This window comes from Acidobacteriota bacterium, from assembly GCA_016196035.1.
In the GTDB taxonomy this organism is placed as follows: domain Bacteria; phylum Acidobacteriota; class Blastocatellia; order RBC074; family RBC074; genus JACPYM01.
This window is the reverse complement of sequence record JACPYM010000029.1, coordinates 108,721-124,100: the sequence shown is the minus strand read 5'-3', so window position 1 is coordinate 124,100 and position 15,380 is coordinate 108,721. Positions and strand designations below refer to the sequence as shown.

At 55.7% G+C, this 15,380-nt stretch carries 10 protein-coding genes; 4 read left to right on the top strand and 6 right to left on the bottom strand.

What is annotated here, in order from left to right; all coding sequences use genetic code 11:
- Nucleotides 1–248: 248 nt before the first annotated feature.
- Nucleotides 249–1,253, bottom strand: coding sequence for a GDP-mannose 4,6-dehydratase (gene gmd / locus HY011_09785; GenBank protein MBI3423218.1), 1,005 nt, complete (start codon nt 1,251–1,253; stop codon nt 249–251).
- Nucleotides 1,254–1,379: 126 nt separating this feature from the next.
- Between gmd and HY011_09780 the strand changes: the two genes are divergently transcribed.
- Entirely contained in the window at nt 1,380–2,216 is an 837-nt protein-coding gene (locus HY011_09780; GenBank protein ID MBI3423217.1) for an HAD family phosphatase, read from the top strand.
- Between the two features lie 107 nt (nt 2,217–2,323).
- Here the strand turns inward: HY011_09780 and HY011_09775 are convergent, their stop codons facing one another.
- The 3 genes from HY011_09775 to HY011_09765 all read right to left on the bottom strand — a co-directional run bounded on the left by HY011_09775 (nt 2,324) and on the right by HY011_09765 (nt 6,118).
- Nucleotides 2,324–3,919, bottom strand: a complete 1,596-nt coding sequence (locus HY011_09775; protein MBI3423216.1) for a hypothetical protein — start codon at nt 3,917–3,919, stop codon at nt 2,324–2,326.
- A gap of 423 nt (nt 3,920–4,342) precedes the next feature.
- A complete protein-coding gene (locus HY011_09770) occupies nt 4,343–4,825 on the bottom strand; it encodes a YcxB family protein (GenBank protein ID MBI3423215.1) in 483 nt (160 codons plus the stop codon).
- 132 nt (nt 4,826–4,957) lie between these two features.
- Complete coding sequence (locus HY011_09765; GenBank protein MBI3423214.1) at nt 4,958–6,118, bottom strand: VWA domain-containing protein; 1,161 nt, start codon at nt 6,116–6,118, stop codon at nt 4,958–4,960.
- A 244-nt stretch (nt 6,119–6,362) separates the two neighbouring features.
- Here HY011_09765 and HY011_09760 point away from each other — a divergent pair, with 244 nt between their 5' ends.
- Together HY011_09760 and HY011_09755 are read left to right on the top strand one after the other, a co-directional pair.
- Entirely contained in the window at nt 6,363–7,103 is a 741-nt protein-coding gene (locus HY011_09760; GenBank protein ID MBI3423213.1) for a DUF4384 domain-containing protein, read from the top strand.
- Nucleotides 7,100–7,855: a DUF4384 domain-containing protein gene (locus HY011_09755; GenBank protein ID MBI3423212.1), complete on the top strand. Its 756-nt coding sequence runs from the start codon at nt 7,100–7,102 to the stop codon at nt 7,853–7,855. The genes HY011_09760 and HY011_09755 overlap by 4 nt, the downstream gene beginning before the upstream one ends.
- 11 nt (nt 7,856–7,866) lie before the next feature.
- On the opposite strand, the gene HY011_09750 is transcribed toward HY011_09755, so the two are convergent.
- Nucleotides 7,867–9,624: a serine/threonine protein kinase gene (locus tag HY011_09750; protein ID MBI3423211.1), complete on the bottom strand. Its 1,758-nt coding sequence runs from the start codon at nt 9,622–9,624 to the stop codon at nt 7,867–7,869.
- 218 nt (nt 9,625–9,842) lie between these two features.
- On the opposite strand from HY011_09750, the gene HY011_09745 reads away from it, so the two are divergent.
- A complete protein-coding gene (locus tag HY011_09745; GenBank protein ID MBI3423210.1) occupies nt 9,843–11,501 on the top strand; it encodes a discoidin domain-containing protein in 1,659 nt (552 codons plus the stop codon).
- A 106-nt stretch (nt 11,502–11,607) separates the two neighbouring features.
- Here the strand turns inward: HY011_09745 and HY011_09740 are convergent, their stop codons facing one another.
- Entirely contained in the window at nt 11,608–15,180 is a 3,573-nt protein-coding gene (locus tag HY011_09740; GenBank protein ID MBI3423209.1) for a CHAT domain-containing protein, read from the bottom strand.
- Nucleotides 15,181–15,380 lie beyond the last annotated feature (200 nt).

The following is a 15,380-nucleotide window of genomic DNA, read 5'->3' as shown; positions in this document are numbered from 1 at the left end:
GTCAAAAAGAGCGGCGATGATAACGTAATCACCCCAAAGAAAAAAGCACGCGCTTTTTTGCTGTAATCAGCCGCGTGTGCTTTATCTTTGGAGTGCGGCGGCCTGACGCCGCTTTTTGTTTGCCCCTGACGAACGCAGTAGAACCTAAAGCAGTTAGCCTCAAACGGAAAGCGGCACCAGGCCGCCGCACTCCAAAGGCTTCGCCGTCTTGCGGTGAACTGAAACCTTGCTTACTTCAGCAACCTGATTTAGCCAACAGGCCGTTGTTTGCCCTGCAAATCCATCAGATCAGCCTCGGTCATAATCCGCACCAATTCCTTGAACGTAACCTGCGATTGCCAGCCCAGTTTCTGTTTGGCTTTGGATGGATCGCCAATCAGCAAATCCACTTCGGCCGGGCGAAAGTAGCGCGGGTCAATCTCGACGTGCTGTTGGTAATCCAGCCCCAAATGACCAAAGGCAGTTTCGCAAAGTTCACGCACCGTGTGCGTCTCGCCCGTGGCAATCACAAAATCGTCCGGCTCGTCCTGTTGCAACATCCGCCACATCGCCTCGACAAACTCCGGTGCGTAGCCCCAGTCGCGCTTGGCGTCGAGGTTGCCGAGATAAAGTTTGTCTTGCAAGCCCAGTTTGATGGCCGCTGCCGCGCGGGTGACTTTGCGCGTGACAAAGGTTTCGCCGCGCCGGGGCGATTCGTGGTTGAAGAGAATGCCGTTGCAGGCATACAGGCCATAGCTCTCGCGGTAATTGACCGTGATCCAGTATGAATACAGTTTGGCGACGGCGTAGGGACTGCGCGGATAAAACGGCGTGCGTTCGGTCTGCGGCACTTCCTGCACTTTGCCGTACAGTTCAGACGAAGAGGCCTGATAGAAGCGTGTGTGTTTCAAGCCCGTTTCGCGGATGGCTTCGAGCAAGCGTAACGTGCCCATCGCGCCGACTTCCGCCGTGTATTCGGGAATATCGAAGCTAACGCGCACGTGTGATTGCGCACCCAGGTTATAAATCTCATCCGGCTGCACGTCGCGCAAAATCTTATTGAGCGAACTGGCGTCATTCAGGTCGCCGTAAACCAGATGCAACCGCCGTCCCTGCAGGTGCGGGTCTTGGTAAAGGTGGTCAATGCGCCCGGTGTTGAACGAACTGGAACGGCGCATGATGCCGTAGACTTCGTAATCTTTGCCGAGCAGCAGCTCGGTCAAATAACTGCCGTCCTGGCCGGTGATACCGGTAATCAATGCTTTTTTTGTCATAACGTTCGTGGTGTTTCCTTGTGTTTGGGATGCGCGGAGAGCCTACACGCGGGCCGACGGCATTTCAATTTCAAATTTCAAATCCCGAATTTGAAATTGTCTTAGGTGGGATGGTAGCTTCGCGCTATGCCAATCAAACTCATCGCGCTCGACATTGACGGGACATTACTCACCTATCGTAGCGAACTCACGCCGCGCACGCGCGCCGCTATCACCGCTGCGCAAGCCCAAGGTGTCAAGGTCGCGCTGGTCACCGGTCGCCGCTTTGGTTCAGCGCATCAACTGATTCAGGAATTGCAATTGGACGTGCTGCTGGTTTCGCACAATGGCGCGTTGACTAAAGACGTGACGACACTGGCGACGCTGGGCTATCACCCACTCAAGGTGGGGTTGGCGCAGCAGGTCGTGCACGCGGGCCGCGCATTCGGCGCGGATGTGATTTGTTGCGACGACCCGCACGGTCACGGCGTGATGGTGTTGGAAGGCATTTCGGCCAGCAACCGTGCCTTGCAGCGTTACCTGGAAAAGTACTGGCACGCCGTGCGCGAGGTCGAAGACTTGCTCACTTACCTCGACCACGATCCGATTCAGATGATGTTTTCGGGCGCGTGCGATCCGATGGATGCGTTTGCCGAACAGTTGCAAACGGTGCTGAGCGACCGGATTCAGCTTTTCAAAACGCGCTATCGTGCGATTGATTTGACGATTTTGGACGCGCTCAGCCACACCGCTTCCAAAGGCGACAGCCTGGCCGAAATCGCCAGCCAGCATGGCATCGCCCGCGAAGAAGTCCTCGCCATCGGCGACAATTTTAATGATCTGACGATGCTGCGTTATGCCGGCACGGGCATTGTGATGGGGAATGCGGAAGATGAATTGAAGCAGATGGGCTTTGAAGTGACTGACACCAATGAAGCCGACGGCGTCGCCAAAGCGATTGAAAAACATGTATTGGCTGCGTAGGCGCTGAACAAAAAAATTAGCGGGCCACATCTGCGTGCCGGACAGGGTGCCAATCGTCCGAAACACAGGTGTGAACCCGCTTCAAGTTAGACCCACAATTCGCAGCCTCAGGCGTAGACAGCGCGTCTACCCCTGCTTCTGCTTCTGACGGAAGGAGTGTTGTAATCCGTGGCGCGCGGGGCGTAAGCCGTTTCGCCGATCCAGGTCGCCCATTCGTTGCGACCGATGGAGTACTGCCCGATGATCCAGAAATCGGAACCGCTCGGATCAAGCGACGCGCCGCTGCAAGCGCTCCACACTTTGCCGCCGGGCACAGGGCTTTGTTTGAGCAGAGCGCTCGCTTGCAGCGTGTTCGGGCGGTCGCTGGCGCGGCGACCGGTGAAACGGATCGCGGGGAATTCGGTTTCCCCCGTGCGATTGAAAACCAGCATCATCCGGTTGTGCCGGTCTACCATCACTGACGGGCAAAAGTAATGCGCGTGCGGTGTGCCATACACGCCCTGTTGCGTGACCGAACCGGTGATCGGATTGATTTGAAACCATTGGATCGCCGCCACATTTGTATCGCCGCCCCAATTGGCCGACACGGTATGCGCGGCCCACAACGAGCCATTTCTAAAAACCACGTTGCTCAAACGCGTGTCGCCCGTTTCGACTTCGGTGTCGGAATTGAAGAGCTTGCCGTTCGGGGCCAGCCGGTATTCCAGCGTCGCCAGATGGCGGCGGCTCAGTTGGGGCGAACGTTGGGCGGCGTGCTGAATGCTCCAGTGCGCCAGGCCTTTGCCGTCGGGCAACGTGTTCAGAAAATGTTGCACGTCCGTTCCGCCCAAATTCAGCGCGGGTGTCACACCAAAGGCAGGCGTGCCGTTCGGATTGCGCAAATCCCAATAATCCCAGCCGTGCAAGGCGCTGCCGGTATAAACCTCGCGTTTGAACAGGGTGCGAATCTTGGCGTAAACAAAGCGGGCCTGCGGGTCGAACATGTTCGCGGTCAGATAGACCGCCGTGTTGTCTACGGCCAGCCCCAAGCCATCGGCCCAATGGCTGGTTTTCAAGGAACCATCAAAGCTGGCGTCGAGCGACCAAATCCACCACGTATCTTGCGGATCGCTGCTCTGTGACACCGCCAGTAAAAACCGCGTTTGCGTGTGATCGGCGTTGCGCGCGCAGGCGGCCAGCAACCAGCAACCCCGCTGATGATCAAAAACGACCTTCGGATTGAAAATCTCGATTTGCTCGCCGACCGAGTTCGTGACAGGCGCAAACCAATCGCTCAACTCAACGAAAAGCAACTGCCGGCCTGACTTATCAAACACGACGCAAGTATCATTTACAGCCACCAGCAAATGCCCTGGCCCAACCGCCATCGCCCCATCTGGCGGCGCCCAACCCGCAGTCTCTGTCCCAGCAAAATCAGTGGGCAGGCGCAAGCTTTGCAAAATCAACGCCGGATCGGCGGGTTGCGCGTCAGCCTGCTGGTTGCGTGTGCGCCGCGTGGCGGGCGGACGCGCTACCGCTGCTTGTTTTGCCTGGCAATATTCTGATTCGGAATCGTAATGTCCGACCGCAGCCGTGCGGCGTTCATTGAGTTGAAACCCAAGGCGCACTGGCAACTCTTTGGCCGTGATGACCGCTGATTTGTCGGAAATTTGCGTGCGCATCCCTTTCGCTTCGGGAGTCCTGATGATCTCCTGCTTTTCCATGCCACCCTCCAACACCAGATCAATTGCTCCCCAACGAAAGAGACGCTTTGCTTGGCAGCTTCTTCGTGGGAAAATTTTTGGGAATGTTTTGAGTTTGTTTTCTGGTAACGACCCGGCTTTCAAACTTGACCTGGGATGCTGTTGGCCGCCTTTGCCAACCGAGCCGTTACTCCCCCCCAAAACTAACTGCGTCAGCCGTCCTCGGTGACGCGGATGTATGAATACATAATTTTTCAAAGTCCGGCATCGTGCAAGCTGACCATTTTGCAGAAATAGAGATAGGAAAGGATGGCTAATTAAGACGATTTGGCACTGAAATATTACCCGCGCTATAGGCCAGCAGTGCCTGACGATAGTGATGATTAATCCTCTAGTGTCAGGCTGATTGGAAGGCAGTGTAGGAGAAAAACTGAGGAAGACCGCTTACGTTAGCTTTTTCGCCATCAATTCCCGAAACTGCTGTTGCGCCGTTTCCCCGGCAAACACGCGCTTCGGCAGGAAGTTGAACGAGTCGCCATAAACCAGCAAGAACCCGTCTCTGCTTTCCAGAAAGCTTTCGTAGTAATTCCACGGCAGGTTCGATTCGATCTGCCCCATACGAAAGAAGACGCCCTGCTCATCCGCCGCAATGGTGTGCTCGGTGCTAAACAACGGCTCGCGCGCCCACTTTTGATTGAATAGCACCCGCCGCAGCGGAGCCGACAAAAGCGCGACGGCCAGACCGACGATCAAAAAGATGGCAAAAAGCGCGCCCTTCCCTGTTACCAGCCACAGCGCGCCGCCCAACAAAATCAGCAGTGCCCCAACCAGTTTGTCGGCAGAGGCGTTGGGCCGCCGGTTGCGGAAGAATTCCAGCGCGGCGTAATACTCGTCGCGTTGCAAAAAGAAGTTCAATTCAATGCTCATAATTGTCATGAAGCCACCTGGGTACGCACCGCTTCCAGCGTGCAGTCTCGGCAAGTGACGAATTCCTACCGGAAGGAATACGCCCGCTGCCAAGACCGCACGCTGGAAGCGGTGCGTACCCAGGCTCAAGCGTTATTGGACAGCCTCACGATACCCCAGCCGCGTGCGCGCTGTCAGATCGGCCTGCTCCAATTGCACGCGCAACGTGCGCCAACGGCCCTGCTGGCGCACGTTGTTCGGCTCATAAGTGATCGTGTATTGACTATGCCATTCGTCAATCAGGTCGGTAAAAATGCGCTTCAACTTGGCCCGGCTCGTCAGCAGGAAAAAGCCGCCGTCGGTGGTGATGTAACGGCCTCCCGTGACCTCGGTCAATTGCTGTAAGACCTGGGCGGCGGCCTGCCGTTCGGCGGAGCGCCTGGCGCTCTTTTGCGTATTGATCAGATCAATTGCGTAGATCGAAACACCCGCCAGAAAGGTCTGCTTCTCGGTCTCGCGTAAGGTCGCCTGACTCTCGCTATCGGCGCCGTCTGAAATCAACACCAACGCGCGCCGCCGTTCAGGCCGTTTGCGTAAATCCTCGGTCGCATTCAACACGGCGTCAAACAGCGGCGTGTTGCCTTGCCCTTGCAGCTTTTTCAGCAAGGGCTTCAAATCCTTCACGCCTTGCGAGTAATCGCGCACCATTTGCACGCCGCCTTCGCCAAAGGTGTAAACGGCCAGCACATCGTTTGGCCGCAAGCGATTCGCCAGGTCAAGCACGGCATTGCGCGCCTTTTGCAAATCAGCCTCAAGCGCACTGCCCGACGTATCAACTAACACGGCCACGGCCAGCGGCGCATCCTCGCCCAAGAATTCGACCATTTCCTGCTGCTGCTGATCTTCGCTTAACTTGAAGGCGTCTTTGTCCAGGCCGGTGACGAACTTGCCCTTGGCATCGGTGACAGAGATGTTAATCACCACTTGGGCAGTCGCCATTTTGAGCGTCTCAACCGGCACGCCCGACACCGGATTGTCAGACTGATTGAACAGCCGGGGAAACCGTGTGCGCAATTCATCGCTCAACCGGTTGCGATTGGTTTTGAACGCCTTGCCGAATTCGCTCAGAAAATTCGGCTGGCTCGCCTTGCCCTCAATCGCATGGCAGATCGTGCAATCAGTGCGCAACTCCGGTTTGGAGCGCGGGTCATTGGCGTACATATTCTGGTAAGCCGGATGACTGGCCACGCGCCAACTCGCCAATAGCAGGAAGAGGACCGTGATAGAGATTTTGGAAATTGCTTTGTTGTACATGGGAACTCGTGCCAACTGAATAATGATGCGTTGTTGATCCCAGGGGTGCGACGTATTTTGCCACAAGCGTTTGCGCTGGCAAACAACCGCCGCTTAATCGGGGCTATGACTGATAGCACAAAAAATAAAAATTTCCGGCTGCGCCCTTTTCCCCGCGCCGCTCGCTTTATGAAGTAGGGTAAGCGAAACACCGCTATCGCCGCTGTCTTGCACCGGCGATAATGAACAAGAGGAGGATCAACCGATGAAACCCCAGGCCCGCTTGATGGCCGTGCTCTCTTTCCTTTGCATCCTGCCGCTGCTGGCTTTCGCCCAAGCCGCCGCGCCAGACGACCGGGCTGCGCGCGACATCGTCAATAATTATCAGAGCGGCAAAGTGAATGGCGTCGAGTTGGCCATTCTGCTCGTGCAGGCGAACGGCGCGTTGCTGCCCGTCGAACCGCAACGCGAATTCAAGACCGGCGAGCAAATCAAACTTGCGCTCGAAAGCAATTTCGGCGGCTATCTGTATATCGTCAACTATGGTTCGAGCGGCGCCCAGCGCGTCATCTTCCCGTGCAGCGGCGAAGACAATCAGATCAAACCTCGCCAAAAATATCTGCTCCCCAATCGCTGCGCGTTTGCGTTCGACGAAAACACCGGCACCGAAGTGCTGAAAGTCTTCACCTCGCGCCAACCCATCGCCTTTCTCGCGACGGCGGCCAAACGCGCTGACGGCACGCTCAACGCGCGCGAAGTGGCAGCGCTCGAACGCTGGTGGCAGGACGGCAACGCGCAATCGCCGGGCATCAGTGGCAGTACGATAAAAATGGAATCTTCGCGCGCCATGGAAAGCCGTGATCCGGTTTGGGATGCGAAGAAAAAGACCGCGCTCGTGACGTTGCGCCAGCAAAAAGGTGCAGGCGGCAAGTTAGTGCGAAACAAGGTTGCGATGTTCAGGATCAATATGAAAAATGGCGGAACGAAAGGAACGACACAACAATGAGCAAATCATTGATAGCTTTGTTTTGTGTTTGCCTGATTCCGTTTTCCTGTGTGGCACAAACGAGTAAGGCAGAGAGCGAGATCATCAAAAAATATGCGCAGGCCTCAGTGGACGGAATTTACTTGGAATTGCTGCAAGCTGACCAAAGTGATTTATTATTGCCCGTCCGGCCAAACCATGTCTTTCACTCTGGTGATAGAGTCAAGCTGTTGTTATCCAACAATTTTGGTGGTTACCTTTATGTTGTTAGCGGTGTTGCATCTGGGGGAGCAGGAATTCTCTTTCCTAACTCTCGAGAGAAGGAATATCTGATTAAGCCACATCAACGTTACCTTGTGCCTGTAGAATCGAACTCTTTTATGGCGTTCGCCGGTCCGCCAGGAGTAGAGTCGCTTCGCATTTTGATTTCAAGATCTTCTATCCCATTCCTTGAAGAAGCAGGTCGAAAGAGAAAGGGAGAACTCGCCCCTTCCGAGTGGGAATTGATTGAAAAGCTATGGCAAGAAAGTAAGCGCAAGAAGACCCCCATTAAACTAAAAGAGAGAGTGCTGCCCCACACCGCTAAACAGCAATTCGCACCAAGTTGGGCAACTTGGGAACCAGTCGTCCTTCCTACCTACGATCCAATTTGGGATGTTAAGAAACGTGCCTCTCTAATAACAGTTCTTCGTCGTAACAAGCCGGGAAAACTTGGGATCAATGACGTGGCCTTGTTCGGGATGGAACTTAAAAGTATCGGTGCTCCGAGGTAGTAAATCATTGCTCACTCCGTCTGCCTGACCGTCACGCGGTGATAAAGCGTCCGCGCCTCTGGCTTGAGTTCAAGCGCATACGCTGCCTTGACGGGTGGCGCGGTCAGTTCAAGCTGTTCCGCCGTGTTCAGCAAATGAGCGCGCAACCGCCGCGCCGCCGCCACACTGATCAATGCATACGGGATAAACACATCTTCCGTTTTGACCACGAACCGTTCCGGCAGCACAGCGTCTTCCAGCGACCAGTTCACGCTGTCCGGCACGTAAACAACCAGGAAGTTTTGTTTGCGTGGTGGAGCGTCGAGCTTGACTCCGGCCCGCTCCGGCACCCGCAACAATTGACCAGCCAGTCCGATTTGCGGCGCGCGATTGGGTTTCGGATTGGCCCAAACCAGCGTTTCTTGGCGGTCTTCGTAAAGCAGATAAACGGCGCATTGAAACGGCGGCGTGATCTCCAGATAAACCTCATCGTCCGTGCGTACGGCATCTTCCAACCCCAACGCCTGCGTCGCGCCATTTGGGCCGCGTTTGAAGACGCGATAGGTCAGACGTTGCGCCGCAGCTACCGGCAGATTGGCTGGTGGCGCTGTCGTCTCGATTTTCGTTTGTCCACGCGGCCAGCCCCGATAGCCGAAGGCCAGCGCCGCACAAACAACAACCAACAAGGCTGCCCACTTCCAATTCAACCAAGCCGGTCGCGGGTGCGCTTCACTCGCCGTCGTCAACGCCTGCGCCAATTCCTCGACCGTTTGCGGGCGGTCGGCACGCTCTTTTTCCAAGGCCTTGAGCACGACGGCTTCGACCGCGCGTGGGATAGGCGGGACCACGCGCAACTGGTTGGGCGGCGTGGGACGTTCTTGCAACCGTTTGACGATGACGGCCTGTTGCGAAGCGCCCGTGAAGGCGACTTGTCCGGTCAACATTTCATAAAGCACCATGCCCAGCGAATAAATATCTGACCGCGCGTCAATCTGGTCGTGTGTCACGCCCAGCGCCTGCTCTGGCGACATGTAGGCCGCCGTGCCCATCACCACACCAGTCTTGGTCTGGCTTAATTCGCTAATTGCCGCGCTAGCGCGCGCAATGCCGAAATCCAGAATTTTGACCGCCGGTTGCCCCGCGCCTTCGATCACCATCAGGTTTTCCGGTTTGATGTCGCGATGCACTACGCCCAACCGGTGCGCCGCAGCCAAACCCGCGCAAACCTGTTGTGTCAGCGCGATGGCTTGCGCCAGCGGCAAAGCGCCTTGTTCTTTGAGCAACGCGCGCAAGCTGCGGCCTTCGACCAATTCCATCACGACGTAAGGCAGCCCGTCCTGCGTGCCGCCATCCAGCAATCGCGCAATGTTCGGATGATCCAGATCGGCCAGTATCTGCCGTTCTTGTTTGAAGCGCGCGACCTCGGCGCGGCTAAGACCGCCCTGCATGACTTTGATGGCGACCTGTTTGTTGAATTCGCCATCCGCGCGTTCGGCCAGGAACACCGCGCCCATACCGCCCCGCCCCAACTCGCGCACGATACGGTACGGCCCGAACCGCTGTTGCGGCAGCTTGTCTAACTCATCCACGAAGCTGGCCGTGTCGGCCAAAACCGGATTTTCGAGAAATGAAGGATTGGCGTTGGCATGGGCGCGCAGGAGCTTTTCGACTTCAGCCCGCAACGCGTCATCTGCGTCGCAGGCTTCGCGTAAGAAGGCTTGGCGCTGGCTTGGGTCGCATTGCAGCGCGGCATTCAGAATAGTCTTGGCTTTGGCCCAGTCAAGTTGCATAGCGCGCGCAAGTATCCGGCATCCAGCCCGGTTTGCCAAAGTTTCGGCTGAATCATTGAGCCATAAATTTTTCTGGCCCGACGTGCGCTCTTTTGCCGCAATGGCTCGCTTATGCGGGTGAAGGCGGCAACGCGCCGCTTCGACAGTCAGCAGATGAACCGGACAGCAATCGGTTCTTTCCTGCATCAATGCATCGAACTCTCTTTGGAGGCAATCGCATGACTCGCAATTTCACCAAGCACAGATTTTTCATTCTCTGTTCCGCCCTGGCCCTAACCATGGTGTTGGCGTCTGGGGCTGTTGGGCAGTGGGTAACTCCGTTGAATAGGATCGGCGTCAACCCCATGCGGCCCTCGGAATTCATTGACACCGTTACGCGCAAAGCCTTCTTTCCCGAGGGCAATAACTACATCTCTCAATCGCTCTGTGGCGTGGCCTGCGAGTTCAACCTCTACGCCTACGATAGCGCAAAGGCAGAAGCCATACTGGCCCAGATGCAACACGATGGTTACAACATCGTGCGCATCTTCGTTCAGTTTGCCGCGCGACCCAATGCTGACGCCGGGCCTTACTGGGGCGTTGGCGGGTCATCGCAGACACAATCCGCCGATCTGTCGCCAGAATACATGGCGAATCTCACCGATTTTCTGATTCGCGCCAACCGGCATCGCATTTACGTGCTACCGGTGCTGACCTACACGCCCTACACGGCGTATTACTCAGCCATCGTCAACCGGCCTGAACCGAACATCGGCGGCTTCAATCGCTTCTATCTTGGTTCAGGCGCCATCGAAGCGAAGAAGCAATACGTGCGCAAATTCGTCAGCGCCATCCGCCCCGAACTGCGCTCCACGATCTTTGCTTATGAGCTTGAAAATGAGGTGGTGGTGATGGCCAACGAACCGCCGTTTAGCCTGACCAGCGGATTGGTGAAAACGGCGAATGGGTTGACCTATGACATGGCGAATGACGCCTCGCGCCAGCAGTGTATGGACGCCAACCTGGTGTATTGGGCCAACGCGGTCGCCGCCGCGATTCGTGAAAACGATGCCCAAGCAATGGTTTCGGCCAGCGTCTTTACGTATGCAGCCGCAGGCAACCAAATGCTGGATGGTGTGCGGATGCGATCGGGCAGCCCTTGGCCCCGGTTTCCCGCGCGGCCAAAGGTGTTCAATGTATGGGCGCGCGGGCTTTCTTTCCAGGATGTGCATCTCTATCCAACGAGCAGTTCCTATAGCATTGATGCCGACCTGAAAAGCAGTGCGGTGGATTCCAAGACAAAAAACCAGCCGCTGGTGATGGGTGAATTTGGCGCCTCCGACCAAGTCTATTCGACGGTTTATACGGCTGCGGGTGCGTTACAGAATCACCGCAACAAAGCCTATGATTTGTGGAGCTTTGCCGGCAGTTTGCTGTGGACGTGGGACGCGGCGCGCGGCGCCGACAATCGGATTTATCCGGCGAGCGAAGCCGGTGGGGCAATTAATGGCGCGTTGGCACCGCTCTCACGGGTGACGGCATCCAGTTCAATTGCGCCAACCTATCCCTTTCTGGCGGCGGATGGGAATGCTGCAACGGCCTGGAACGCTGGCGGGTTCGCGCCGCAATGGATTCAATTGGATTTGGGGCGCAACCGTCTCGTATCGCGCATCAATCTGACAGTGGCGCAAAATCCGGCTGGGCAGACTTCGCACGTCTTGGAAGGCCGGCTGGCGGGCGCTACCGTCTGGACAAACATCACCACGCTGACCTCGTTTACGCAAAACGGTCAGCAGCTTTCCTATGCCTTGCCTATTGCGCGAACGTTTCGCTTCCTGTGCGTCCGCACGACCTTGAGCCCTTCGTGGGTCGCCTGGCATGAAATCTCGGTCGAATAAAGCGTGTTGAATTCCACCCCGCGCGTCCGCAGCCGCCCACAGAGCGGCAGCCACCTGTGCAGTGGCTGCCGCTCTGTTATTTGCCGCCACCGGCATCTTTCACGTGCTAACGCCGCCCGTCCAGATTCGCCCACTCACCAGATTGAATGAAGCTGGCCCAGTAGTAAGGATGACGACGCTTGGGCTGTTTCAGCAATTGCAATTGCACCTGGCGCAACGCTTCGCCGCGCCCTTCACCATGCAACAGGCGTTTGTAATACGCCACCATCAATTCTTTCGTGCCTTGATCGGAGACTGACCACAAGCTCATCACTTGCGTTTCAGACCCTGCGAGCACAAAGGCGCGGCGCAGGCCGTAGACGCCATCGCCGTTTTTGATTTCGCCGACGCCCGTGTTGCAGGCTGAGAGGGCGACGAGCTTCGTGCCCCAGAGGTCAAGTCCGACAGCTTCGAGTGCCGTCAAGATACCGTCTTCGTCGCCTTGATGCCGGTTGGCACCGGCCAGCGCCAGCCCAGAGCGCAGCAACGGATTTTCAATCTTCTCGCCATTCGTTGGCGCACTTGGCGCACTCGCCAATGCCTCGCTAAACGAACCGTTCGGGCCGTGCGGCGCATCTGGCAGCGCAAGGTCTTTCAGGAAGAAACCATGTGTGGCGATATGCAGAATGCGCGGACGGTGCAATTGTTTCAACGCCGCTTCGGTAGCTTGCGGACCGAGTAGCAGGTCAGCTTGTGGTAGGAGCTTTTTCAAGGTTTCAACTTCCGCCGCAGTACCAGGCAATGGCGGAAAACTGAGTTGCGCCATGCTGACGCTTTGACTGATGACGTTCGGTTGTTGACCGCTCGCGGGATGTTTGATGATGTCGCGCGCCTGCTCGGCTTTCACTTGCGCCATGACAGTCCCGCCTGTCGCGCTATCGAAAGCCGGCGCAGCAACCAACACAGCGGCGGAGTTGCTATCTGGTTGCTGAATTTGCAAACGCAGTAAATCGCGCCCGCTGGTCAAATAGGTAAATGAATAATGCTCCGTCAGGTAGCTATTGTGCTCATCAACTAACGCGGCGAATGGGACAAGGTTGAGCGCCCCGTCAGGAGAGATGAGCACATGTCTGGCCGCGCCCAACAATCTGCGGATCGGGCGCATTACTAACTCATCCAGTTTGCGAGCACTAGCACGGGTTTCGCTCAGACTTAACGGACGGCAGCGTGATTCGCCGGGTTGTTGGCGGCAAAGCGATTGCCGGAGTTGGTCTACCGCTTGGTCAATAACCGCTGCTTCGCCGAGTTCGACCCAGCGTGGTTCGTCTCGAGATGAAAGAACGTATGCCAAGTAATGCGCGTCCTGCTGCCGTGTCAGCCTTTTCATTGGCGAATAAAGCGCGAACTCGACAACAGCCGACTCAGCGGGTAGGGCGGCTTGCACAGCCGCCAGTGTAACTGGTTGTAGCCGTGCGCGAATTTCGTCGCTTTTGGAACTCAACTCGCTTTCCAATCGATCAATTTCTTCTCCCAATTGAATGAGCAATGCACGATAGATCGTCATTGTACGCTCTTCCGGCCCGCGCAAGGTTAGCACGGCCAGCCGGGAGCGGGCGGAAGCGAGTTGCTCCAGCAATGTCTGATCTTCCTGCCGCGTGCTACGACGCAAGAAGGCGATGGTGTCGGTCATCTCGTCCAGCCCGCGTCCTTTGAAACGAAGTAGACTGGTCAACGCCATACGGCGCGCTTGTGTGTCGCCGGGAGCATAGCGGGCGTGGAGCGTGATGGCGTCATTGATGAGGGGATTGAAGCGCGCCAGATAGTTCAATTTCTGCTGTTCTGATCCGGCACCCAGATTCTTCCTAAAGTTTTTCTCGGTGATCTCAACACCCTGCTCGAACAACGCCAAAGCTTCGCGCAGGTTTCCATGGTCTCGCTCCACCTTGGCAAGTCCGAGTAAACTTCCAGCCAAGTCCGGGTGTTCGGGGCCGAGCAGTCGCTCAAAGATTTCGATGGAGCGCTGATAGAACGAACTGGCTTGGTCGTAGTTTCCCTGCGCGCCGTACATTTGCGCAAAGTCTCTCAAGACGAAAGCCGTGCTATACCCATCAGCACCGTGAGACTTAGTTCGAATCGCCAAGGCACGTTGATAAAGAGGCTCAGCCCGATCGTAATTTTGTTTGTCGGTGTAGATGCGGGCGAGGCCGCTGAGCGGGGCAACGACATCAATGCTTTCAACCTTCTCCATCATCCCGAGAGAACGCTCGTAAGCGGCCACAGCTTTTTCAACGTCGCCTTTCCAGTGATACAGAACTCCAAGGTTGTTGAACACATAAGCTCTATCAAGGTTCTCCGAGTTTTCTGGGCCACCGAGTTTGGCAAAGGTCTCCTGAGAACTTTGAAATAGCGGCTCGGCTTTTTCATAACTACCCATGTTGCGGTAAGCCAAGGCCAGGCCATTCAGAATTGCCGCCCGTGCCGGATAAAGCCGCTCATAAGAGAAGTTTTTCCGCAAGTCTAACGCACGCTGATAAAACTGCTCGGCCCGTGTGTATTCCCCCATGTCGAGATATAAGTTTGCCAAGTGATAAGAGAGCCTCACAATCCAAATGGATTTTGGACCGTCTATTTTCTCGCGTATTTTGATCTCACGCAGAAAGCATTGTTCGGACTTTGCCAACTCCCCACGCTCGTGATGAATAAATGCCAGCGACTGAAGCGCATTCGCAACCATGACATGTTCCGAGCCGTAAATTTTCTCGTATAACGCCAAGGCTTTTTCTGCTGCCAGCATCGCCTCATTGAACTTTATTTCTTCACGCAAAAAGCCTTCTTCGTTGAAACATTTTTCTGCTTCCGCTAGATCGCGATCTCTTGGTGTCGCAAAATGCCAGTCAACAATCCTCAGTTCATAGCTACCAGCTTTTGCCTCTTTCTCGACTGCTTTCACTTCAAGCCGATAAACGCCCGCCACAGTAGTTACAAACATGAGGTCTTGTGAAAGCCTTGCACCGTAGGTGTTATCAAAGCGGGCAAGCCGATTTCCGTACGGGTCGAAGATTGTCAACATGACATCTAAATTGTTTTGTTTCGCGAAGAAATAAAGATATTCATCAGCGCCTAATGCCAGACTGTAGTCGTGCGATTGCCCTCCTGCCATTTCACGCTTGATTGACTGAAGCAGGCTGGGAAGTTTCAATTCCTCTTCAGTCAACTTTCGTAATTCGCCAACCTGTATTTGATATTTGCCCGGCTTAACCTTTGTGTCAGGCGCTGTTACTTCAATAAGATAAATACCTGCAATATCAGCGGCAGTCGCAATACTTTCCTCTCCCTCGGTTCCATTAGGGCTATCAATCTCAAAAGATTTTGTGCCATCAGGCTTGAACATTGACAGCACTACATCAACTCCACGCTGCTCGGCTACCACGCGCAAGTATTGTCCGGCTTCGAGCTTGACTTGATAACCATGTCTTTGCCCGCCCGCCAACTCACGCTCAATCGGCTTTCCCAGTTCCAATGTAACCAAAGGTGCGGCATTCGTTTGCGACTGGTTTGCCGCCCCGGTCTGCGCGTTGCTGTTCACCCGCCAACCCGCACTCAGCGCAACACTGAAAAACGCCAGCAGCCAAAACACACGCAACGAACCCGACAACGGCTTGGCCGCAGAAGCTGAAGCACGAAAAGCACGAGCGAACATAAGCAAACTCCTTGTGATGATGGTTCCGCTAAGGATCGAAAACGGCGAACGGCTGTGAGCTTAGCCCGCCCGCACAAAAAATATAAGCGCCCGTGCGCTACTTTCCAAAAAACCTGCGCTTAAGGGAGTGAAGGCGGCAACGCGCCGCTTCGGCAAACAGCGAAAGAACAGGGCAGCCGTCCGGTTCTTTTCCACTTCAA